The 24912-nt window shown below is 45.2% G+C and carries 18 protein-coding genes; 12 read left to right on the top strand and 6 right to left on the bottom strand.

Annotated features, from left to right (window positions below):
- Positions 1-6: 6 nt before the first annotated feature.
- The 4 genes from GTH32_RS04030 to glpK all read right to left on the bottom strand — a co-directional run bounded on the left by GTH32_RS04030 (position 7) and on the right by glpK (position 7664).
- Positions 7-1593 (bottom strand): tryptophan halogenase family protein, encoded by a 1587-nt coding sequence (locus tag GTH32_RS04030; RefSeq protein WP_163083961.1) that lies wholly within the window; start codon positions 1591-1593, stop codon positions 7-9.
- Between the two features lie 16 nt (positions 1594-1609).
- The gene (locus tag GTH32_RS04025; RefSeq protein ID WP_163083960.1) at positions 1610-3064 is read right to left on the bottom strand and encodes a sodium:solute symporter family transporter; all 1455 of its coding nucleotides are present in this window, start codon (positions 3062-3064) and stop codon (positions 1610-1612) included.
- Between the two features lie 67 nt (positions 3065-3131).
- On the bottom strand, positions 3132-5876 hold the full coding sequence (locus GTH32_RS04020) for a TonB-dependent receptor (RefSeq protein WP_163083959.1): 2745 nt from the start codon (positions 5874-5876) through the stop codon (positions 3132-3134).
- Positions 5877-6179: 303 nt separating this feature from the next.
- Positions 6180-7664 carry a glycerol kinase GlpK gene (gene glpK / locus GTH32_RS04015; protein WP_163083958.1) on the bottom strand — a complete coding sequence of 495 codons (1485 nt, stop codon included), beginning with the start codon at positions 7662-7664 and terminating at the stop codon, positions 6180-6182.
- A gap of 158 nt (positions 7665-7822) precedes the next feature.
- On the opposite strand from glpK, the gene GTH32_RS04010 reads away from it, so the two are divergent.
- The 11 genes from GTH32_RS04010 to tldD all read left to right on the top strand — a co-directional run bounded on the left by GTH32_RS04010 (position 7823) and on the right by tldD (position 21993).
- Positions 7823-8581, top strand: a complete 759-nt coding sequence (locus GTH32_RS04010) for a DeoR/GlpR family transcriptional regulator (RefSeq protein WP_163083957.1) — start codon at positions 7823-7825, stop codon at positions 8579-8581.
- A 173-nt stretch (positions 8582-8754) separates the two neighbouring features.
- A complete protein-coding gene (gene glpD / locus GTH32_RS04005; protein WP_163083956.1) occupies positions 8755-10329 on the top strand; it encodes a glycerol-3-phosphate dehydrogenase in 1575 nt (524 codons plus the stop codon).
- 138 nt (positions 10330-10467) lie between these two features.
- On the top strand, positions 10468-10983 hold the full coding sequence (locus GTH32_RS04000) for a hypothetical protein (protein ID WP_163083955.1): 516 nt from the start codon (positions 10468-10470) through the stop codon (positions 10981-10983).
- 336 nt (positions 10984-11319) lie between these two features.
- Positions 11320-12363, top strand: a complete 1044-nt coding sequence (locus GTH32_RS03995; RefSeq protein WP_014947909.1) for a rod shape-determining protein — start codon at positions 11320-11322, stop codon at positions 12361-12363.
- A 38-nt stretch (positions 12364-12401) separates the two neighbouring features.
- A complete protein-coding gene (gene mreC / locus GTH32_RS03990) occupies positions 12402-13271 on the top strand; it encodes a rod shape-determining protein MreC (RefSeq protein ID WP_163083954.1) in 870 nt (289 codons plus the stop codon).
- Positions 13264-13740, top strand: coding sequence for a rod shape-determining protein MreD (mreD, locus tag GTH32_RS03985; protein ID WP_163084138.1), 477 nt, complete (start codon positions 13264-13266; stop codon positions 13738-13740). Before mreC ends, mreD begins: the two co-directional genes overlap by 8 nt.
- Before the next feature lie 17 nt (positions 13741-13757).
- Positions 13758-14348: a Maf family nucleotide pyrophosphatase gene (locus GTH32_RS03980; RefSeq protein WP_163083953.1), complete on the top strand. Its 591-nt coding sequence runs from the start codon at positions 13758-13760 to the stop codon at positions 14346-14348.
- Positions 14345-15811, top strand: coding sequence for a ribonuclease G (rng, locus tag GTH32_RS03975; protein ID WP_163083952.1), 1467 nt, complete (start codon positions 14345-14347; stop codon positions 15809-15811). Before GTH32_RS03980 ends, rng begins: the two co-directional genes overlap by 4 nt.
- A 24-nt stretch (positions 15812-15835) precedes the next feature.
- Positions 15836-19747 carry a YhdP family protein gene (locus tag GTH32_RS03970; RefSeq protein WP_163083951.1) on the top strand — a complete coding sequence of 1304 codons (3912 nt, stop codon included), beginning with the start codon at positions 15836-15838 and terminating at the stop codon, positions 19745-19747.
- Entirely contained in the window at positions 19740-20558 is an 819-nt protein-coding gene (locus GTH32_RS03965) for a carbon-nitrogen hydrolase family protein (RefSeq protein ID WP_163083950.1), read from the top strand. The genes GTH32_RS03970 and GTH32_RS03965 overlap by 8 nt, the downstream gene beginning before the upstream one ends.
- Positions 20551-21993: a metalloprotease TldD gene (gene tldD / locus GTH32_RS03960; protein ID WP_163083949.1), complete on the top strand. Its 1443-nt coding sequence runs from the start codon at positions 20551-20553 to the stop codon at positions 21991-21993. Before GTH32_RS03965 ends, tldD begins: the two co-directional genes overlap by 8 nt.
- A gap of 70 nt (positions 21994-22063) precedes the next feature.
- Here tldD and yjgA read toward each other — a convergent pair whose 3' ends face one another.
- Positions 22064-22597, bottom strand: a complete 534-nt coding sequence (yjgA, locus tag GTH32_RS03955) for a ribosome biogenesis factor YjgA (protein WP_163083948.1) — start codon at positions 22595-22597, stop codon at positions 22064-22066.
- Positions 22598-22669: 72 nt separating this feature from the next.
- On the opposite strand from yjgA, the gene pmbA reads away from it, so the two are divergent.
- Entirely contained in the window at positions 22670-24001 is a 1332-nt protein-coding gene (gene pmbA / locus GTH32_RS03950) for a metalloprotease PmbA (RefSeq protein WP_163083947.1), read from the top strand.
- On the opposite strand, the gene GTH32_RS03945 is transcribed toward pmbA, so the two are convergent.
- Entirely contained in the window at positions 23998-24855 is an 858-nt protein-coding gene (locus tag GTH32_RS03945; protein WP_163083946.1) for a helix-turn-helix transcriptional regulator, read from the bottom strand. The genes pmbA and GTH32_RS03945 overlap by 4 nt on opposite strands.
- Positions 24856-24912: the final 57 nt, after the last annotated feature.

Genomic DNA, 24912 nt, shown 5'->3' with positions numbered 1-24912 from the left:
TACTCGTTATCGTATGGCGCTATAGTAGCTTTCAATAAGCCCCCTATGGGAGGGAAGGCGTGTGTGTAATTGACGGGTAAAGGCGTGATTAAGTTGTAACTGTTTACTGGCAAATTTTGCATTCAATGGGGTATGCATATATTTGTAACTATCACAAAAAGGGCTATTGCCATGGACCATACCATATAAAATATAGCGGTAGCTTTGGGCGCTGAATGCCTCAGTTGCGCTAGTAAAATCACTCTCTAGCACGGGGCGATATTTCCACTCATCTAACAAGCCAGCTAAACGCGCTGGTATACTGTCGACATTTCTGTTGTCTTGCCAAAAATCTTCCGTGCGATTGCTTAATACATAGTGCAGTTTTAAAAATTCAATGGTGCGCTCCCATAAGTAGGTGAGAGTAGCGTTCACCCGCTTGGCAACATGGGGCATAACCCCGCTATGCGCCGGAAGTTGCTCAGCCACAAGCGAGGCGCTTTGCTCAATAAGCATAAGAGACGAGGCCTCCAGAGGTTCTAGAAAACCACTTGAAAGGCCTATTGCGATACAGTTTTGTTTCCAAAACTGATGGCGATAACCGGTTTTAAATTTAATCTCTCTTATTTTGTCCCCAACGGCCAAGGAGGGCGCCACCGAGCCTAAATATTGCGTGAAGGTATGAAGCGCATCGTGAGAGCTTTGGTGCGCACTTGAGTGAACGTACCCCGTTCCGCGGCGATGTTGTAGCCCTATGTCCCATATCCATCCTGCCGTTTGGGCACTAGAGAGAGTATGACAAGCAATTGGGGCGTTTTCTTGCTCATAAGGCGCTTGGCAAACAAGAGCGCTATCCGCGAAAAGATGATGAGACGCATCTTTTAATTCAACACCCAGTGCTTTTTCTATAAGCAGAGCGTTAAAGCCCGAACAATCAATATAAAGGTCGCCTTTAATTTCCCCATTGTTGAGGGTGGTGAGTGCTTCAATACCATGTATGCCTGTTGCAACGTTTACTACGTCATCGATGAGATGATGTACGTTGAGTTGCTGTGTACAGTGTTCTCTTAGTAGCGCAATAAACTCACCGGCATCTAAATGATACCCATAGTTGGCACAAAAGGCAGATTTTGCTTGATTTGGTAATTTTGGCGCGAGCCCAGCCTCACATAAGGAAGGCTGAAAGCAAACGTCGTCTGCATAATATGAATTGCCCGCTCTTTCGCTTAGCCAGTAGGGGGTAATATCTGCAGTAGCTGAACCTTGAGGGGCGCTAAACGGGTGATAGTAATGGCTTTGACGGCTATTTTTATTTTCGTCGTTAATCTTATTAGTGTGGTGCCAGCCAACAAATTTACTCGCTTGTTTGAATGTCGCGCTGGCTTTTGTGATAAGGGTGTGCTCACTAATCCCAATTTTAGCTAACGTTCGGCGCATGGTAGGCCACGTACCTTCGCCAACTCCAATAGGATGTACCGAATTAGACTCGACAACGGTGATCGACACGGATTGCCCTTGCTTATTCGCTTGGCTATGTTTGGCGGCAAGCAGACCAGCGGTTAGCCAGCCTGCTGTGCCACCACCGACAATAACAATACGATTTATTGGGGTCATGTCGAGGTCTATTTCTTTATTCGCTTACAGGAACGTCGTCAATCAAACGGCCACGCCACTGGGCTTTTTGTTTAAACACGAGTCTATTTGTGGCTAATGCAAGCGCTATGCAGCAAATTAGCGTAACTAACATTAGATGGATATAGTGTAGGCCAAATGGCGCATGTACAAAACTAAAGTAGGCGTACAGTAGTACACCAAAAATGACAGAGAAAATCCCAGCGTTTGCATTTACGTTGTTAAACAATAGGCCCACGATAAAGATAGAGAGTATGGGCATGCTCAATAAGCCAAATAGTTGTTGAAGCAAATTAATAATACTTTCAGCTTGCGCATAAACAGGCACCATAACCAAAGAGACTACGGTTAGAAGCGCGGTTACCACGCCGCTCAAACGTGCCACATTAGGCTTTTTATCTACATAGGCTTCATGAATATCACACACATATAAGGCGGTGGCAGAATTAAGGTTACTGTTATAAGTGGTTAATACTGCCGCAGCAAGGGCGGCGGCAAATACACCCGATAACCAGTCTGGTAATACATCACCGACGAGGGTTCCATACGCAGCATCGTTAATATCACCATATAGCTTAAATGAAATTATGCCAGGCACCACAATGATGGTGGGAACGATAATAAAGCGGATAATGGCGGCGGCATACACCCCTTTTTGTGCTTCTTTAAGGTTAGGTGCTGCCATAGCGCGCTGGGTAATTACCTGATTAGTGCTCCAATAAAAGGTTTGAATGAAGATCATTCCCGTAAGCAGAGTGTGCCACGGAAGCGGAGAGTCATTATCACCAATTAAGGTTAGGCGTTCAGCTGGGATACCTGAAAAATCGAAGTCGATAGCAAACAGAGCTAATACAACCACCACTATCGCCATAACAAGTAGTAGTACCCCTGAATACGTGTCAGAAACAGCTACTGCACGCAAGCCTCCGAAAATAGCGTAAAAGGCGCCGATAAGCGCAAAAGCGGTGGCGACATACATTAAAGGAAGATCAACATTAAACATATTGATCATAAACAACGAGCCCGAATAAATTACCGCCGGCATGAAAATAAGGCTACTGCCTAAAAAGAAAAGCAAACCGATAAGGGCACGGATATGTTTGTTGTTGTAACGCATTTCCAACAGTTCGGTGGTGGTGGTGCACTGATAGTGGTAGTACACAGGTAGAAACACCCGGGCTAAAATTATAAGCCCCGCTACCGCAGCAAATTCCCACCAGGCTAACAGCGCCATTTGATTACCATTCATACCAACGAGCTGATCGGTACTTAGGTTGGTAAGCGTTATAGAGCCAGCAACGAAAATCCAAGAAAGGCCGCCGCCAGCGAGGAAATATTCTTTGTTTTCACTGGCTTTACTATGTCCGTGACCACGGCACTTAAGATAAGTAAGTAACCCGATAAGTGCGGTAATAAAAATAAAAACGATGAGTTGGGTTAAGCTGCCTGACACGAAAAACTCCTCAGCAGAAATAAGACAAAAAGGGGGCGAAATGGCCCCCTTTATTTTTGGCGCTTAATTAAAAGCTAGCACGCACACCTACGGCGTAGCGTGCGCCGTCAGCAACTTGCTGAACAAAGTGTTCAGACAGGCGGCCACGGCGGGTTAGTTCTTCATCGGTAACGTTAATACCTTCGAAGAATACAGTTAACGTCTCGTTGATATCATAGCTTACGCTCATATCAACCTGCGTATAGGTTTCAGTAAAGCGAGGTTCAGTACCACCTAGAGTACTTACTGCTTCCTGCATAAAGGTTTCACGATTGTTCAATGCTACACGTGCTTGGAAGGCATCTTTTTCATAAAACAGTGTAATGTTTTGCGAGTTACCTAAGCCAGGCAAACTAAACTCAGCATCGGAATTTACGATAGTCGCGTTTGCTTGAATACCAAATCCGTTCTCAAGAGTATGCAACCAGGCAATCTCAACCCCTTCAACTTCAAGGGTGTCGCCATTTCGAGGGCGAAGTACGTTAAACACATACTCTCCACTATCTAAGAATAATGACTCGTCTGCTGTGGAAGATGAGATAAAGTCTTCAACTTCTTTGTTAAATGCTGCGGCAGAAAAGTAGCTAGTATCATCGTAATACCATTCCAGTGATACATCCCAGCTGGTGGCCTTATAAGGCTGAAGCTCAGTGTTACCGGCTTGCGCTTGTAGGTTACCAGGGCGAGAAACGGTAATATTAAATACCGGGACTAGGTCGTCCATCATAGGACGCGTCAAGGTTTCTGCATACGCGTAGCGTAGGTACAAATCGTCAGTTAATTGAAGCTTCACGTTAACGTTAGGTAACAGCGACGAATAACTGTTCGACTCATTAACAGGTGTGCCTACATCTGTTTCATACACCACGTTGTAGTCTGACGGGTCATTAGGGATAGGTTCTAAATCTCTAACAATTTGGCTTGTCCCATCAACCGACGTATCCGTCTCGCTGTAACGAAAACCAAAGTTAATATCTACCGGCATATCAGACACTTCTGTTGAGAAGTAGAACTGGGCATAGGTACTTAGAATTTCTTCACTTACAACAAAGGAGTCGTTACTCGGTTGCGGATCGGCAATATTGGTTGCATCAATAGTGGTGCGAACCTCATCAAATGATAAGCCTGTTGCGTCGGCGATCTGTTGTACAGCCTCATCTGATGTTGCATACTCGAAGAAATCTTCAGGGTCGTAAGAAAGCCATTGATTTGGTACGCCATCGAAGTAGTTATCTGCGGTAAATACAGAGATCAGTTCGTCTGGGAAGTCAAATGTATAGCCGCAGTAAACATTACAGCCTGAAGCGAAACGACGGGTGTTAGTTTTTTCACGATCTTGATAGTAAATACCAAAATCTACTTTATAAAATGCATTGTCTGAATCTGGTACCCAAGAGAAATCGGCACGATATTCTGAGATTGTATCTTCAGTATCGAACCCGTTTCTTTCATTGTAGTGCATACGTGCTAACGAAGGGTCCTGCAATGCTGTGTCACCACCGGCAACTTCCAAGGTAGGTGTAGCGCCAGAGAAGTCAACGCTATATTCATTGTTATAACCTAAAACGGTAAAGAAGTTATCACCGCCACTGTTGTCTTCAGCTGTAGAGGTTGATAGGTCGATATTGGCAGTAAGGTTGTCGTTAACCAACCACTCAAAGTTAGCACCAAAAGCTTGTATTTCTACATCACGTCCATAACGGCGACGAATAAAGTCGGTGGCACCGCCAACACCTTCAACCACTGTACTGGTAACACTGCTAAGGCTACCATTTTCAGTAAATGTCATGTCATCTAAGTTGCTGTCGGTGAACCAGTGGCCAACACTGTGGGCATCAGAATCAACTTCAAATTTAGAGTACAACCCATCTAGCGTTAACGTCATATCATCGTTTGGCGCATATTGAACAACTAAATTACCTGAGGTTCTTTCGCGGTCGACTAAATCTACAATTTGGTCAAAGTTTTGCGGTATATATACATTATTATATTGAGATACAACTGCATAGTCTGGGTTGTCTAGCTGAGAACGATCAGTAATCGGCACATCGGGACGCCAGTAGCGCGTTTCCAACATGTTGGTTTGTAGTTTACGCTGCTGGAATGAGGCGGCAGCTAAAACACCGAGTTTACCATCAGCAAATGTATTCGTTACTAAGCCAGATAGCTGAGGGGTAGTTTCTTCTGAAATATCCTCATACATACCTTTAACACTGGCTACTGCTTTAAAACCGTCGAAAGCAAAGGGGCGCGCCGTCGTAACTTCTACGGTAGAGCCAATACCGCCTTCTTGCATAGAGGCCAATGGGCTCTTATACACTTTTGCACCGCTAATAAGTTCCGCAGGTAGGGTATCAAAACTGAATGCACGGCCTTGGTTTTCAGTCGCTATCTGACGACCATTAACCAACACTGTGTTAAAGTCGGGGCCGAAACCACGAACAGTAATATATTGGCCTTCACCGCCAGAACGGTCTATTGCTACACCTGTAATACGTTGTAAAGACTCAGCAACGTTCTGGTCAGGGAACTTACCTAAGTCTTCAGCGGTAATACCATCATAAACAACATCAGATGCCTTCTTGTCTAGCATCGAGGCCCTTAATGAGCTGGTAAAACCTTTTACTTCGATAACTTCTACTTGTTGGTCAGAGGGGTTTGTTTCCTCCTGCGCCAATGAAATTGGGGCGTATAGGGCAGAGGCGATAGCAACACCAACGAGAGAGCGTTTCGTGATGGGGCCTAATTGTGGTGTGTTAATTTTATGTGTCACTGTGTTATCTCCGTGAGTAGGCTGTTTTCGACGCACTTTGTGTTTAAATTACGTTTTAGCGCCGTGCGGTTCAAGTTATTTAACATATTATTTACACGCAGAATGCATTTAATTCAATTTTCTAATTATTATCTATATGAATTTTAAGCATTTTATTTTTTAAGGTAAAAGGTGAAACGTTTACCTTGATTGAGATACTAACACAAAATAACAATGTAATGATAATGTTATAAAAATATTTTGATATAAAAAAAGCGCAGTTGATAACTACGCCTTATTAACAAAGCGGCTAGGTAGCAATAATTAGCTGCAGCGAATGCGAGCTACCGCGTTTTTCCAACCTTCATAGGCTTGGTCTCGTTCGTCTTTCGATAAACGTGGGGTAAATACGCTATCGCTTTTCCAGCAATCGGTAAGGGTGTCGATAGAGGAAAATAAACCGTTTTGCAGCCCGGCAAGGAATGCGGCACCGAGCGCGGTAGTTTCAGTAATTTCGGGGCGTTCAACTTCTGCGCCTAATATGTCACTTAAAAAGCCCATTACCCAATCGTTACGCGACATGCCTCCGTCTACCCTTATGTTGGTAGGGCGTGCGCCATCACTTTCCATCGCTTTTTGAAGATCTTTAGTTTGATAGCAAACCGACTGTAAACCCGCGGCCACAATTTCACTTATGCCGGTATCTCGGGTTAACCCTAAAATAGCGCCACGGGCGTCAGGGTCCCAGTAGGGAGCGCCGAGTCCGGTAAATGCGGGAACCAAAAATACACCATTATCTTGTCTGGCACGTTGCGCTAAAGCTTCACTTTCGGCAGCATCATCAATAAGTTTTAAACCGTCGCGTAACCATTGAACCGTTGCCCCTGCCATAAAGATACTGCCTTCAAGCGCATAGGTGGTTTTGCCATTGAGTCGGTAGCCTACAGTAGTGAGCAAACGGTTTTTAGACTGTAGCGGGGTATCGCCGGTATTAAGGATCATGAAACACCCTGTACCGTAAGTACTCTTCGCCATTCCTTTTTCGAAACATGCTTGGCCAACTAACGCAGCTTGTTGGTCGCCCGCTACCCCTTGAATAGGAACGGGGTTGCCGATAATAGAAGCGTCGATAGTTCCAAATTCATCTGCACAATCCATAACCTCAGGTAGCATAGATTTGGGGATGTTGAAGGTATCTAGTAGGCGTTCATCCCAACACTGTTTGTTGATATCAAACAGCATAGTTCGAGAGGCGTTTGTGGCGTCTGTTTTATGTGACTGACCCCCTGTTAGGCGCCAAATTAAAAAGCTGTCTACGGTGCCGAAGAGCAGTTCGCCCGCTTCTGCTTGTTCTCGTGCGCCCTCTACGTTATCTAGAATCCAGGCTAATTTAGTAGCAGAAAAATAAGGGTCAAGCAGCAAGCCTGTAGTGTCTGTAATATAAGAGACCAAGCTATCGTCGTCATTTAATTCGCGGCACTTTGCACTCGTGCGTCTATCTTGCCAAACGATGGCAGGGTAAATGGGCTTGCCTGTGCCCTTATTCCACACCAAGGTAGTTTCCCGTTGGTTGGTGATACCAATTGACGCTATGTCAGACGGCGACACAGCACACTTCTCAAAGACATTCTTCATGGTAGCGGTAACGCTTTCCCAGATTTCTTCAGGATCGTGTTCAACCCAACCATCTTGGGGGTATTTCTGTGAAAACTCTTGTTGCGCGATGGCTGTGATAGTGCCGTCAGCGGCAAAAATAATGCTGCGAGAGCTTGTTGTACCTTGGTCGATGGCAAGAATATATTGTCCCATGAACACCTCTGCTGAACGTAGTTTGTAAAGAGTTTGCATTATTTACAGCGAATTAACAACGCTGAATTTTCGAAAACGAACATTTCTATGTTCTTTTTGTCATAGGCAGTGGAGGCGGAAGTACGTATACTTAGCCTATGACTATGTAGGAGTAAGCCATGAACCAAACCCAACGACATGAAAAAATAGTGAGTCTTATCAAGCAAAACGGTTTTATGTCCATTGATGATTTGGTTACTCAGTGTGCGGTTACGCCACAAACCATTCGTCGCGATTTAAATCAGTTGGCTGAGACCGGCGTATTGAGTAGGTATCATGGTGGTGCAGGATTAAATAGAAGCTGGGAAAATACGCCATACCAAGAGCGAAAAACCCAAAACCGTGAAGTCAAAGAACGTATTGCTGAAGCGGTAGCAAGCATGATCCCCAATGGCGCTTCATTATTTATCAACATAGGTACGACAACCGAGCTTATTGCCAGCAAACTACTTAATCATAAAAACTTGCACGTAGTGACGAACAATATCCATGTAGCCACTATATTATCAGCGAAAGAGGATTTTTCTGTGATCATAGCTGCAGGTGAAGTTCGCTATCGAGATGGCGGTATAATTGGTGAAGCTACCTGTGATTTCATTAGCCAGTTTCGAATGGATTATGGCATTATCGGTATAAGTGGTATTAGTGCTGATGGTGCGCTTCTTGATTTCGACTTCCGTGAAGTAAAGGTATCTCAAGCAATTCTATCGCATACTCAGCATGTGATACTGGCCGCAGACTATAGCAAGTTCGAACGTAAGGCCATGGTTGAACAGGGGCATATTTCGCAGGTTGACTGCCTTGTTTGCGATAAAACCCCACCCCCTGCTATCAGTGAAATTATCGCTGAAAACAACATCACCTTCATTCAAGCGTAACCTATACTCACTATTGTGTTTGCCAAACACTAGCACTTCGTGCGCGTGTTTAGTGTAACTGACCGAAGGCCATCACGCTCATTTATGTTCGTTAATGTTCGTTTTGTGTTGACATGTTTTCATTTTGATCGTCAAATAGCATGAAAGTTAGCCAAGCCACTAGGGGCATGATCATGACCAATTACAACAACAATGTAACGACGAGCGTCGACGTTTTAGTCGTAGGCGGGGGAGTAAACGGCGTTGGTGTGGCACTTGATGCCGCAGGACGGGGTTTAAGCGTAGCGCTATGTGAAAAAGGCGATCTTGGCGGTGCTACCTCTTCATCAAGTAGTAAATTGATTCATGGTGGCTTGCGCTATTTAGAACATTACGAATTTCGTTTGGTTAAAGAAGCACTGGCGGAGCGCGAAGTACTGTTAAGTAAAGCGCCGCACATAATGTGGCCTTTGCGTTTTCGTTTACCGCACCAAAAGCATCTTCGGCCCGCGTGGATGATAAGAATTGGATTGTTTTTGTACGACTCATTGGCTAAGCGGAACATGCTCCCCCGTTCTAAGAAGCTATCTACGTCTGCGCAAGGCCCCTTAGTAAGTGATATAAGCACGTGTTTTGAATATTCAGACGGCTGGGTTGATGACGCCAGATTAGTTGTTCTAAACGCCTTGGCCGCACAAGATCAAGGGGCGCAAATTTTCGCGCGTACCGAATGCGTTCATGCAGAAAAGCTTAATGATAAGTGGAGTGTTACGTTAAAATCGGCCAATGGGAAAACGTTTACAGTAGAGGCGAAATCCATAGTTAACGCTGCGGGGCCGTGGGCAGTGTCTTTCTTAGATAGACTGGCTGATATAAAAAACCCTAACGCCATGCGTCTTGTTAAAGGTAGCCATTTTATTGTGCCTAAGCTTTATGACACTGATGAAGCGTACATTTTGCAAAACAAGGATGGCCGGATTGTTTTTGTTATCCCCTACGAAGAAGACTTTTCTTTGGTGGGTACGACAGATGAAAATTACACTGGAAACCCTTCTGCGGCGGCGATTTCAGAGGCAGAAACTGATTATTTAATTGATATCGTTAATACCTACTTTAAAACTAAAATTAACCGAGATAGCGTGGTACATAGTTATAGCGGTGTGCGGCCATTGCTTGAAGAAGCTAATGCATCGGCCCAGGAGCTTACGCGCGACTATAAAGTAGAATTAATTGGCGAGAAGAATACGCCTATGCTCCTTAATATCTTCGGCGGCAAGATAACCACTTACCGAAAACTCGCTGAACATGCAGTAGATAAACTGGCTGCACAGTTTCCCCGTGCAGGCAAAGCTTGGACAAGGGACGTTCCACTACCTGGCGGCGCGTTTGAAGGAAAAGAGGCACTATTTGACAGTTTGTCACAGCAATATCCTTGGCTACCGAGCGACATTACGCGCCGCTACGTGCGCCAATACGGCCTGCTATGTCATAAATTCCTAGAAGGAAAACAAAGTATTGATGCTTTGGGTGAGAATTTCGGCGCTAATTTATACCAAGCCGAAGTCGACTACCTTATTGAGTATGAATGGGCGATGTCTCTTGAAGATGTTATTTGGCGGAGAACTAAGCAAGGTTTACGTTTATCCAACGCCCAACAGCAGCATTTAGAAAACTATATTTTAGCTAAGCAGCAGGCTGAGGTGACATTGAATACTAAGGTAAACAATAACGCTGATACAGACCCAGTAAGTATTCCTAAAACCGCATAATAACATGGGGACGTAGGGCGAAAGATAGGCGCCTTACGTGCCACATTTATCCCCCACGCCTTGCGTAAAAATCTTACCGATGTTCTATTAAAAGTGTGCTATACAAATAGTACAAGGCACTGATTATGAACACGGATTATGAAAAAGTCACCGAAACAAAAAGACACTTCAAGTGTTCTTAGTAACCTATTGCGCGTGGTTATTGTTATTGTCTTTGCGGGCTCCTTAATTTTTGTGATCAACAATATAAATACGCCCGAAGAAGACCAAACTAGCGAACAGTTCACGGTGTTAGCTAACGTTTTCCGCGAGCATGTATCATCAGCACATTGGAAATGGCGTGCAGGCCAGCATACGTCAATGATAATGCTTATTCACTACGACAAAAGCGGTAAAGAAGTTAACCGAAGCCCGGTAAAGATAAATGCCAATGGCTGGCCTACAGGTGAGTTTACCGCTGATGGGTGTAAGGACATTTGGGATGCGTTACTCGCCCGCCCCATGCGAGTAGATGGTTTCAAAGTTATTCCACGGCTTTATGATGAAACCACTGCTAAAGACCAAAGTAACTATTGGTGTCGATACAGTTTAAGTTCAGGGGCGTATTTCGATTATTTCCCTGCAACGGGCACCACTAACCCAATTACCTTGTAAATTAGATGCTAGTCACGGGGCTAACGACCCAAAATGCTGCCAAATACCGTTGAATATAAGCGCAGGCTTCATCGCCAAATAGAAAATTTATTCACAATAAAATGAGTAATCTAGTGAACTAATTCTCATGAGTGTTGTCACCCTAGGCAATACGCAATCTTTACAATTGTGGGTTTGCATTTTATTTGAGTATTATTTAAAGACTATACTCATGCATTACTTGCCCAAATATGCCCCCATTGTTAAAGTGTGCGGATAAATATCGACTTCACGTTAAAGCGTCGTCATCTCACCCTTGCTAACACGCGTTAACACATTAACAGGAATACACTTTTCATGTTTAAAAAGCTTCGAGGCATGTTCTCTAATGATCTGTCCATCGACCTCGGAACAGCTAATACGCTGATTTACGTTAAAGACCAAGGTATTGTTCTTAACGAACCCTCCGTTGTTGCTATTCGCCAAGAGCGGGCCGCCGGCCCTAAGAGTGTGGCTGCCGTGGGCGCCGAGGCAAAACGTATGCTAGGTCGTACGCCTGGCAATATTCGTGCAATTCGTCCAATGAAAGACGGCGTTATCGCCGATTTTTACGTAACCGAAAAGATGCTTCAGCATTTTATTAAACAGGTTCACGATAATAACTTCTTGCGCCCAAGTCCTCGTGTATTGGTTTGTGTTCCTTGTGGGTCTACGCAAGTAGAACGCCGTGCAATTAAAGAGTCAGCACTTGGTGCTGGAGCACGTGAGGTGTACCTAATTGATGAACCAATGGCAGCCGCCATAGGTGCAGGCTTACCCGTATCAGAAGCAACAGGCTCAATGGTTGTAGATATTGGTGGCGGTACTACAGAAGTTGCCATTATTTCACTTAATGGCGTAGTGTATTCCTCTTCAGTGCGTATTGGTGGGGATAAATTTGACGAAGCCATTATTAATTATATTCGCCGTAACTTTGGCTCGCTTATAGGTGAAGCCACGGCTGAGCGCATTAAGCATGAAATTGGTGCTGCCTATCCGGGCGAAGAAGTTCGAGAAATTGAAGTTCGTGGTAGAAACCTGGCAGAAGGGGTTCCGCGTGGCTTTACGCTAAACTCAAACGAAATTTTAGAGGCACTACAAGAGCCGCTTACCGGCATAGTTTCAGCTGTTATGGTTGCCCTTGAACAGTCTCCGCCAGAGCTTGCCTCTGATATTTCCGAGCGCGGCATGGTGTTAACTGGCGGTGGTGCGTTATTAAAAGATCTCGATCGTTTGCTAATGGAAGAAACGGGTATTCCAGTGGTTATTGCAGATGACCCTCTTACTTGTGTAGCACGTGGCGGCGGTAAGGCATTCGACATGATTGACCTTCACGGTGGCGACCTGTTTAGTTACGAGTAAACGGGCAAGGCAACCTACACGGTTGCCTTCTTTGTATCATGGATACTATCTTCACCCGCGGTCCCTCATTAAATAATAGATTAGCATTGGCACTTGTGTTGTCAGTGCTGCTCGTTTTTGTTGATCATAAACTCGATGGGTTCAAATCTACCCGCGTTTACCTAAACTCTCTTATGAGTCCTATTCAGTACCTTGCAAATTTGCCTGGCCTATTGCTTAGCGAAAGTGCCCAGCGGCTCACCTCCCATGAAGATTTGCTAGCAGAAAATGCGCAACTGACTAATCAACTTTTGTTGATGAGTGAAAAGCTCCAGCAATTTGAGGTACTAGAAAAAGAAAACACCCAGTTAAGAGAGCTACTGTCTGCGCCGGTACGCACCGAGTCGAGAAAGATGGTAGCTGAGCTTATGGCGGTAGATAAAAACCCCTATAGCCAACAGGTGGTCATCAACAAAGGCGCGATTGATGGGGTTTACTTATCGCAACCGGTACTTGATGAAAAAGGGATTATCGGCCAAGTCATGGAAGTGGGCTCCACCAACAGCCGTGTATTACTCATTGCGGATGTTACCCATGCCATACCCGTTCGTTCCCTGCGCAATAATATCCGATTTATAGCCACCGGAAGCGGCGTGCTATCAGAATTGTATTTAGAGCATGTACCGCACAGCGTAGATGTAAAAGAAGGGGATGTACTAATTTCTTCAGGGTTGGGAAAAATCTTCCCCGAGGGTTATCCCGTTGCTACTGTTACCTCTGTTATAAGAGATGAAAGCCGTCCATTTGCAAGAATAATTGCACAGCCAATGGCAAACCTAGATAGATTGAAATACCTATTGCTGCTTTGGGCTGAGCCTGAGGCGTCGCTGCCTGCGATCCCCGAGGAGGAAAACAGCAATGATTCGTAAGCGTCATACCGCTATTTTCATAAGTATTATCATTGCCTTGGTACTGCAAATTGTTCCTTTGCCATTTCAAGTAGATTTATACCGCCCCGATTGGGTATTGGTGGTGTTGGCCTATTGGACAATGGCACTTCCTCATCGCGTTAACGTGGGTATTGCATTTATTTGCGGTATCGCAGTGGATGTGTTGATGGGAACAACGCTTGGGATCCACAGTTTTGGGTTATCTATCTCAGTCTACGTATTGGCAGCGAATTACCAACGGCTACGTAACTATTCAGTGTGGCAGCAGGCCATTGTTATAGGCCTATTGTCGGCGCTTTATCATCTATTAACCTTTTGGGTGCAGCATCTACTCACAGATATCTATTTTCAATTAGACTATTTATGGCCGGTACTAACCTCTATGGTTATTTGGCCGTGGGTGTTTTGGTTGCTACGTAGAACCCGTCGTCAGCTATCTATCACCTAATACGAGGCTAAACATCTGTGACCGTATCTGTAGTACTTGCATCCGCATCGCCACGGCGCACCGCGCTCCTTAATCAGTTAGGCATAAGCCACCAAGTAATGCCGGTAGATATCGACGAGTCGGCATGGCCTGATGAAACACCCAACGCACAGGTGGCACGCTTAGCCGGTGAAAAAGCACAAGCCGCTTTGACGCGATTAAGGCAAGCGGGGGAGCTGACAGCGAGTACGCTTATATTAGCTTCAGATACACTTATTGCTTTTAACGGCTTAAGTCTGGGCAAGCCCACAGATAAAGAAGACGCGAGACGTATTCTTACCATGTTATCGGGCAAGCAACATCAAGTACTTACAGCCATTTCAGTGGCGAACGCTGAGCGCAGCGTTACCAAAACCATAACCACGTTAGTTAACTTTGCCTCATTGACGAATGCCCAAATTGACGCATACTGGGAAACAGGCGAGCCAGCAGATAAAGCGGGAAGTTATGCCATTCAAGGCATCGGTGGTCAGTTTGTAAAATCCATCAACGGCAGTGCCAGTGCGGTGGTAGGGCTACCTTTGTATGAGACAAGACAGTTACTCAGTGAATTTGGAGTTGTAGAGTGAGTGCAGAGCTACTAATCAATGTAACACCCTCTGAGTCCCGTGTGGCCCTTATTGAAAACGGAATTTTGCAAGAAATTCATGTGGAAAGGCATACGAAACGAGGCTTGGTTGGCAATATCTACCGCGGTAAAGTAAGCCGCGTACTGCCAGGTATGCAGGCTGCGTTTGTGGATATTGGGTTAGAAAAGGCGGCATTTCTCCATGCCTCAGATATTGTAATCCACAATGAAATTGCTGAAGAAGTATCGGCAAGTCATATACAAAAGCAAGATATTAGAGAGCTTGTACGCGATGGGCAAGATATCGTGGTGCAGGTGGTAAAAGACCCTATTGGGACCAAAGGCGCTCGCCTTACTACCGACATTACTATTCCCAGTCGCTACTTGGTCTTTATGCCAAGCGTAACCCACGTAGGCGTGTCGCAACGAATAGAAGAAGAAGCAGAACGCGATAGATTAAAGCAGCTCGTGCAAGAGTTTTGCGACGAAAATGGTGGGTTCATTTTGCGCACCGCTGCTGAAGGGGTGGGGAAAAACGAATTGCAACAAGACGCCGCATTCTTGCGTCGCTTGTGGGATAAAATTCAATCGCGGATGAAGAAGCGAAAATCCAATGTTTTGTACGAAGACTTACCACTTGCCCGGCGGGTGTTAAGAGACTTTGTAGGCACAGAGTTAGATCGTATACGGATAGACTCTAAGCTTTCGTTTCAAGAGCTGTTTCAGTTTACCAAAGAATACGTGCCTGAAATGAACGGTAAGCTAGAGTATTACACCGGCGATCGCCCCATATTCGATTTGTATGATGTGGAAAATGAAGCCCAGCGTGCGTTAGAGCGTAGAGTCGATTTGAAGTCTGGTGGCTACCTAATTATCGATCAAACGGAAGCCATGACCACCATTGATATTAATACGGGGGCTTTTGTCGGGCATAGAAACTTAGAAGAAACCATCTTCAACACGAATACTGAGGCCACTCAGGCCATTGCTCGTCAGCTAAGGCTTAGAAATTTAGGGGGCATGATCCTTATCGACTTTATCGATATGATTGAACCTGATCATAAAAGGCGTGTCTTACATAGTCTAGAGGTGGCAACAAGCAAAGATAGGGCGAAGATAAATATTCATGGGTTTACCGCGTTAGGGTTAATTGAAATGACCCGTAAGCGAACCCGAGAGAGTATCGAGCATATACTGTGCGGCGAATGTCCTGTATGTAAAGGGCGGGGCACAGTAAAAACTATCGAAACTATTTGTTTTGAAATTATGCGTGAAATTGTTCGTGTTAATCGCGCTTATGATGCCGATAAATTCGTTGTTTATGCATCTCCGAAAGTGGTCGATGCCCTTATGGGCGAAGAGTCACACATGCTTGCAGAGCTTGAAGTTTTTGTTTCAAAACAGATAAAAGTGCAAACAGAAACCTTGTACAATCAGGATAAGTACGACGTCGTCATGATGTAACGTTAACGATTTATAAGGCAAAGTGTGTCAAAATTTACCTCGGTAGCCGCTTACGTAGTTAAAAAAGTCTGGCTGCTGCTTGCTATTCTGCTGGTGTTGTTTGCGCTTACCCTAAGCGCAGCCCGCTATGCTCTACCGCATATCGATGATAACAAACACCTGATAGAAAACTATATTAATGACCGCTATGGGGTAAACCTCAATATTGGCAGTGTGCATGCAGTATGGCAGCGCGCTGGCCCAAGTGTTGTTCTTAATTCTGTTTCCCTCCACCAAAATTCAGCATCGCCGGTTGCACTAAATATTCGCCAAATATATGTTGAGGTGGATTTCTGGCAGTCGGTAACCCAGCGTTTAATTTCTTCACCTAGGTTTGAACTACGTGGTTTAGCTTTGCACGTGGATGCAGACCGTTTAGGCAGTGGGGGAAAAAGTGACTTCCCAGTTGTTGCTGCGTTAGAAAGCCTTTTCCTTGAGCAACTACAAAGTTTCTCGCTCGAAGAGGGTGTGGTGTCAATAACTCATCAAGAAGTAGAGACCGCTTTTGATATCGAAAGGCTATCGTGGAATAACCGCGGCGATAGGCACCAAGGGCTAGGTGAAATGAAAGTCACCGAACTGGCCTCTAACTCAGCGTCATTTATCATTGACATCACCGGGCGCAAAGAGAAGTTTCAAGGGGTTTTTTATGCTAAAGCAGAAGACTTAGATATTTCTCCGTGGGTTAGCGGGTTATTAAACACCAAACGCCCTCTTACTGAAAGTCGTGCTAATTTTAAAGTGTGGGCGCATATTAATAACAATGCCGTAGAAAGCGTTCAGGCAGAGCTAGACAGTAGCCTATTAGAGTGGGGCGGCGAAAATTACTCTCCTATAATGACGGGCATTTTAGGCGGGAGTGTACAGGCACTGCCTCATAAAGATGGCTGGAATGTTCGGGTTGACCAGCTAACCGTAAGTTCGAATGATGAAATTTTGGTGGCTGATGTTATCGGGCGAGTGGAAAAAAATGGAGATGTGTTGGTAAACACGGTGAAGCCCGTACCAATAAACCCATTTTTATCGCTGGCCCCTGTATTTATGGACGATACTGGCGATGATGAAGTGCGTGGTCTCAACCCGAAAGGGCAACTGGCCACATTGCAGTTACAAATGCGCAATCGCTCCGTGCAGTTAGCCGCTAAAGTATTCGACTTATCTTGGTCTCAATCCCGTGGTATACCGGGGTTGTCTGGTTTAGATGCTGATATCTACTGGTATAAAAATAGCGGTGCTTTTTACCTTAAAAGTAGCAATACAATGCTAGCTAGCGACAAGGTTATTCGTGAAAACTTAGCCGTTAATGAATTCTCTGCCAGTGTCTATGCCTATCAAACACAGCAAGCAGGGGAAACACAATGGTTGGTGAGCGCTAACGATATTGTATTTGATACTGATAAGCTTGATATTTCGCCCTCGTTTAGCGTAAACCTCACCACGGGCAACACTGATATTTACGCCAGCGTAGCGCCCCTTTCGCTTGATGGGATCAGCGATTTATTTCCTTCTAATGAGAAGAGCAAGAAGACCTTCGAATACCTGACCCGTGCGTTTACCGGTAAAGGTGAAATAGAACGCGCACGTATTTTATGGCACGGCAAAGGGCAAGACTTCCCTTTTAATGATAATCAAGGCGTTTTTCAGGCCTATGTGGATATCAAAGGAAGTGAATTTGCCTTTGCAAGGCAGTGGCCTGCGCTAAAAGAGCTAGACTTATCGCTTTATTTTGAAAACGATGCACTTACCATGTATAGCCCTAATGGCCAGTTAGGCAACATGGCTATTACCGATATGCGCGCAGTAATTCCACGCTTACATTCCTCATCCACATTAACCATTAACGCAACGGGCAGTGGCGATGGTAAATCGCTAACCGCGCTAATGAACCAGTCAAATTTAGCGGACTCACTCGGTAAATTACTGTCGAATGATGTGACAGTGAAGGGAGCGCTCGCGGCCGATTTACAACTCGATATACCGTTAAGTAGTGGCAAGCAGGTAAGAGCGCAGGGCGTTGCGACACTTACTGGCAATAAGGTCTATGTTAGCAGCACTAAAATGCAGTTTGATAACACGCAAGGGAAAATAGCCTTTGATAACGCGAATATTGATGCCGATGCTATTTCTGCCAATTTGCTAGGACAGCCGGTAGCCTTGTCATTCACAGGGCGTCAGCAAGACGCGTATACACTTAATCTTAATATGCAGGGGTTGTGGCATGTTCATCCCCTAGCCGAACGTATTAACCCCAAGTTTGTCGAGTATGTAGACGGTGAAACGCAATGGAATAGCGATGTGACATTAACTATCGATAAACAAGACTTTCGATACGATGCCACCGTTACTGCCGATTTGGCCGCCACCCAAAGTTTATTGCCGCAACCATTCGATAGCCTAGTTGGCAATGCCCTCCCGCTATACGTGCATAGTTCAGGTGATAAAAGCGTGTCTACTGTGGATGCCAGCTTAGGAGAAAATATTCGCTTTGAAGGCGTATTGCCCCATCAGGAAATGCAGTTTTCCCGGGCCCACCTTGCGCTTGGGGCAACAGAGTTATCAAATCGGGGTACAGGGTTTAGTATCGCGGCGAATTTACCTTACGCAGATGGTCTGGCGTGGTTTGCTACGCTTCAAACCTTACTGGGCAAGCAGCCTTCCGCTAAAACAGAGGGAGGGAAACCCAACATCTTTCCTTCTCCCTCACGCATTTTTGTGACCACCGAGCGCTTAGAAATAGCCGGGCACAGTTTGTACGATGTAGCATTAACGGCGCGCCAACAAAGTGCTGATTGGCTAATGAATATTGATGCTAAAAATGCCCGAGGCACAGTGCGTATCAACCAAGATATTATGTCTGAGGGCATAGACATCAATGCCGATTATTTTTCGCTAACCAAGCCCGTTGATGGGTTAGCCAGTGAAACTGAAAACACGAAAAAAACTACAGCAGCCTCAGATGAAGCGCCTCAGTTAGATCCTATCGACATCCCTCCGGTATATTTCTATTGCCAACAATGTAATGTGTATAGTGTAGAGTTAGGTGAAGTGCGTTTAGACACCGTAAAGACCCCCAACGGAATTAAAGTTAGGCAACTAGCTACGCGCTCAGATGAGGCAATAATAAATGCGAGTGGCCTTTGGGCCCATGACGGCGAACGCACGCTAACCCAATTAAACGGTAAACTTGAGTCCCCTGATGTGGGGCAGATGCTAAAACAGTTTGGGGTGTCATCGGGAATAAAAGACTCCAGCGCAGAGGTAGATTTCAATTTATCGTGGCCAGCTTCGCCGCTAGATTTTAACTTAGCTAAAGTACAAGGCGATGTAGCTTGGTCTTTATCTGATGGTTATTTAACAGAGTTAAGTGACAAGGGCTCACGTATTTTTACCTTGTTTAGCTTGAACTCGTTAGTACGTAAATTAAGCTTAGACTTTAGGGATGTGTTTGCACAAGGCTTTTTCTACGATGACATGCAAGGCACCTTAAGTATCGCTGATGGCCGAGCGTTTACTGATGATACCGAAATTGATGGTGGTGCAGGCGAAATTGAAATTAACGGGTATACTAACTTAGAAAGCGGCGCACTAAACTACAATGTTTCTTTTGCGCCGAATGTTACCGGTAACTTACCATTTCTTGTGTATTTTCTTGCTACGCCACCCACTGCATTAGCGGCGTTAGCCATCGATCAGGTGCTAACATCGGCGAAGGTTATTTCAAATGTTAATTATCGCGTTACCGGTACCATCAGCGAGCCGCAGTTTGACGAAGTTGAGCGAAACAGCAAAGATATAACATTACCGGCACAAACCACGCCAGAAACTGAACCTTTAGGCGACAGACCCCTTACAAAGGATGACGTAAGGCGCATTAAAATGGAGGTGATCGATGGTTAATCTAGTAGCAATTCAAATGACATCTGGCCCAAATGTTGAGGAAAACTTAGCGATGGTTTCCCATACGCTAGCGAACAGTAAACTGGCTAAAAATAGCCTAGTTGTACTGCCCGAATGTTTTGCCTGCTTTGGCACCAAGGACGGCACATTACTGAGTGTTGCTGAGCCTGAAAATGTTGGAAAAATTCAGTGCAAACTAAGTGAATTGGCCGCACTACACGATTGCTATATTGTGTCGGGCACATTTCCTATGCAAACCGAAAACCCGCTGAAATTTTCTGCGGCCTGTTTATTGTTTGGCCCCGACGGTAAAACTCTTGCCGATTATCGCAAGATTCATATGTTTGATGTGTCTGTTGACGACAATACGGGGAGTTACAAAGAGTCTCGCTTTACAAAGCCAGGTCGGGAAGTTGTGGTTGTGGAAACACCAATAGGCAACATCGGCCTAGCGGTATGTTATGATGTGCGCTTTCCAGGCTTGTTTACCGCCATGGGCGATATCGATATTTTGGTACTGCCTGCAGCTTTCACACAAAAGACAGGGGAAGCTCATTGGCATACGTTGGTAAAAGCACGTGCGATTGAAAAGCAAACCTTTGTGGTCGCTGCTAACCAATCGGGTGTTCACGCAAGTGGGCGTGAAACCTATGGACACAGCATTATTGTCTCTCCATGGGGAGAAACCTTAGCCGAGCTACCTCAAGGCGAGGGCCTCATTCAAGCTAACGTTGACATTAATGAACGACAAGCCATTAAACAGAATATGCCGGTTGCCGATCACAACCGCTTCAGGAGTCATTTTGTCTAAATCTGTAGAACGCCATTTACTCGCAGACGCTGGCCTAGAAGTTGCCGCGTTAGAGAAGGCCTTAGCAAGCATTCATCGTCATGACACCGATTATGCCGACTTGTATTTCCAGTCTAGCCAGCACGAAAGTTGGGTGCTGGAAGACGGCATTATTAAAGAAGGTAGCTATAACATTGAACGTGGGGTTGGTGTACGCGCCATAAGTGGCGAGAAAACAGGCTTTGCTTACTCTGATGAGATTAGCGAAGAAGCATTAACTAAAGCATGTAGCGCAGCGAGAAGCATAGCACCAAGTGGCGGTACCCAGCAGGTCGCTTCGTTAGGGCACAAAGCATATACGGCAAGGTATGAGGGGAATAACCCTATTCTTGCTATGCAAGATGCAGAGAAAATAAGCTTACTTAGAACCGTTGATGCGTATATTCGCCAACAAGAACCTTCAGCAGACCAAGTAGTAGTAAGTTTAAGCGGGGTTTATGAAGAAGTTTTAGTGGCGGCAAGTGATGGTACACTGGCCACCGACATTCGCCCGCTGGTACGTTTAAATTGTTCTGTATTGCTAGAGCAAGGGGAGCGTCGTGAGCGTGGTAGTGCTGGAGCTGGTGGGCGCTATGCTTACTCGTTTTTTAGCCGCGATGAAGAAGGTAAACCCTTCTACGAACAATTAGCGGATGATGCTTTGCATATGGCAAGAGTTAATATGCAATCGGTGGCCTCGCCAGCGGGTGCTATGCCTGTGGTGTTAGGTAACGGATGGCCAGGTGTGCTACTTCATGAAGCAGTAGGTCACGGGCTTGAGGGCGACTTTAACCGCAAAGGAGCATCTACCTTTAGTGGTAAAATTGGCCAGCGCGTGGCGGCAAAAGGGGTAACGGTAGTAGACGATGGCACCTTAGCTTATCGCCGTGGTTCATTGTCGGTAGATGATGAAGGTACGCCAACGCAGCATAATGTACTGATTGAAGACGGTATACTTAAAGGTTATATGCAAGATAAGCATAATGCGCGCTTAATGGGTGTTGCACCTACTGGTAACGGGCGAAGAGAGTCTTATGCTCATTTACCTATGCCGCGTATGACCAATACTTATATGCTTGAGGGTCAGTACCATCCAAATGAAATTATTAGCACCATCAAGAAAGGCATTTATGCGCCTAATTTTGCCGGCGGCCAGGTAGATATTACCTCGGGTAAATTTGTTTTCTCCAGTGCTGAAGCCTATTTGATTGAAGATGGCAAAATTACGGCACCGGTAAAAGGGGCTACGCTAATTGGCAATGGCCCTGAAGTAATGCAAAAAATTTCAATGATTGGTAACGATGTCGCCCTTGATAAAGGGGTAGGGGTGTGTGGTAAAGACGGCCAAAGCGTCCCTGTGGGTGTAGGGCAGCCTACCCTTAAAATAGACGAGCTTACTGTGGGCGGCACAGCCTAATTTCTACGTACAAAAAAGCACCTTATCGGTGCTTTTTTTCGTTTATACCCCACCCATATTGTTTATGGGCTTACTCTTCACTTATCACATCTTTTAAGTACTGAAAGAGTTCACGAAACGCTCTTGGCGGTGCATTCTTTTCCCGCTCTTTCTTTATTTGGCGGTGAAATTGGCGCAACTTTTGTCTATCAAGTTCAGGGTATTCCTCGATAAGTGCTTGAATGGCACTATCACCCTGTTCGATTACCGCTTCACGGGCTTTTTCTAGCCGGTGGAAGGCCACATTACTTGCTTGGTGTTGATTAACCAGCTTCGCCATTGCTTCCTCAATAGCGGTATTATCTCGTTGTCTAAGCAGTTTACCAATAAATTGAATTTGGCGGCGGAACCCTTCTTTTTTGCGACTTACACTACGCGCAACGTTAACTGCATCAGCCAGTTCTTCATCTAGCGGCACAGTGGCTAGATGGGCAGGCGTTAGATTGACAAGGCTCTCACCTAGCTTTTGGTGCTCTTTTGCCTGACGCTTAAGTTCGCTTTTACTAATGAAATCTTCGTCTTCAAACGCAGATTCTTGTGATGAATTAGGCTTTCTATCGCTCATTGCTATCCCATAAGTGTTACACTTTAGCTAAATTGTAACTATCACAGTCGGATTAAGACAGCGAAACTTACTATGCAAATTGATCAGCAGTTAGTCGATATTCAAAATATCGTAGATGATGTACTTAAGTTAGCCCAAAAAAAAGGCGCTACACAAGCCGAAGCAAGCATGTCGAAGGTACAGGGCATTGCTGTTTCTTCACGTATGCAAGAAGTAGAAAACGTTGAGTTTACCAACGATGGTGGCTTAGGTATTAGTGTTTATGTAGGTAAACGCAAAGGCAGCGCGTCTACCGCAGATTTAAGTAAAGTAGCGCTTACTCTGGCGGTTGAAAAAGCCGTAGATATTGCCCGCTATACCAGTGAAGACCCGTGCACTGGGCTTGCAGACGCCGATTTAATGGCAACCGAATTTCCTGACCTTGACCTTTATCATCCCCAAGCGTTAGATACAGAACAAGCTATTAAAACGGCAATTGAAGCTGAAACTGCTGCAATGGAGTACGATGAGCGCATTACTAATTCAGATGGTGCTTCGTATAATGCTAACTTAGGTATGCGCGTATATGGCAATACCCATGGCATTAACGCGGGTTATCCAAGCAGCCGGTATAGTTTAAGCTGTATGGTGATTGGTTCCCAGAGCGACGATATGCAGCGCGACTACGCCTATACAGTGAATCGCAACGCTGCGTTATTAAATTCCGCTAAAGCGGTGGGTGAAGAAGCTGCACGTGCTACGGTAGAGCGTTTAGGCGCACGTAAAATAAATACGGCAAATGTGCCTATTATCCTCCATAAAGATATCGCCTCTAGCTTGTTTGGCCATTATGTGGGCGCCATTAGTGGTGGCAGTTTATATCGTCGTTCGTCGTTCTTGCTCGATAGCCTTGGTAAACAGGTATTTCCAGAGTGGCTGAATATTGAAGAACGCCCCTTTATTAAAAACGGTCTAGCCAGTTCAAGTTTCGATAACGAGGGCGTAGCTACCCAAGATATGACCATAGTGGATAGCGGTAAATTGGCCACATATCTTTATACTACGTACTCAGCGCGTAAGTTAAATACCCAATCGAACGGCCATGCTGGTGGTATTCACAACTGGTTGGTTGGTGATACGGGCCACAGCGATGCAGATCTGCTTAAAGAAATGGGTACGGGACTACTGGTTACTGAGCTTATGGGGCAGGGCGTTAACATTGTAACTGGCGACTACTCACGAGGTGCAGCAGGATTTTGGGTAGAAAATGGCCAAATTCAATACCCTGTTCACGAAGTGACAATTGCCGGTAACTTGCGCGATATGTTTGCTGGAATAGCGGCGATTGGAAGTGAGCAAGACCAACGCGGTAGCGTGCAAACGGGTTCTATCTTAATTGATAAGATGAAAATTGCTGGAAGTTAATTAGCATTGGGTTTGGGTTGCTGCCGTTCACGGTAAACGCTGGGCGGCACCCCCGTGGATTTTTTAAATCGCTTAGAAAATGTAAAAACATTGCTGTAACCCACATAGTTAGCAATGTATGACACCGGCCATTGCGTATTAGTGAGCAAGGTTTTTGCCCGTAGCATACGAAGAAAAATAACCTGTTGCATGGGGCTTCTGCCAAAATGACTTAAACAAAGCCGATGCAAATGTGGGGGCGAGTAGTGTATCTGCTCACTTAATAATTCTACACTCCAGTTAAACTGCAACTGCCTCTCCACCTGCGAAAACAGCCCCATTAATCGACTTGGTATTGAGGGAGTCTCGGGCTTAACTATGCGCCCTAAATAAGCTTGAATTATTGGTATTAAGCGTTGGCGGTGTACACTATCATCAGATAAATAAAGCAACTCCATAGCATGGTGTAGCCCCTCTAGTTGTATGTCTTCTATTAACTTTGGCTGTTGAGCACGTAAATGTGCCCAAACATCGTTGTTTGCTAGGTTAAGCCAAATAATATCCCACGCGCTACTTTGTATATTAACTTCGAAACTTTGCATAGCAGGCAAAATAGCTAAGCCGCCTTGTTCCACCACTAAACGCCCCTGGGGCGTATTAATATATCCACTGCCTTTAAGCGAGTAGAAAAGCGTATGATTCGGTGGATTTATTCGCCCTACTTGGTAAGGGGCTGATAAGTTTGAACAACCCGCCAGTTCTATAGATAGATCCTTTATTTCTGGTGCATTACTGCTATCTATAAACCGTTCTACACAGTTAGGCCCAATATTGACTATGTCTTGAAAGCGGGTAGGGGTTATCGCGTTTCTCATTAATTTTGATAGTTTTGGATAAATAAAGGAGAGGTTTAAGCATAAGCGAATTGACGC

Origin of the sequence: Alteromonas profundi, assembly GCF_010500865.1 — a bacterium.
In the GTDB taxonomy this organism is placed as follows: domain Bacteria; phylum Pseudomonadota; class Gammaproteobacteria; order Enterobacterales; family Alteromonadaceae; genus Alteromonas; species Alteromonas profundi.
This window is presented reverse-complemented; position numbering and strand designations above follow the sequence as displayed.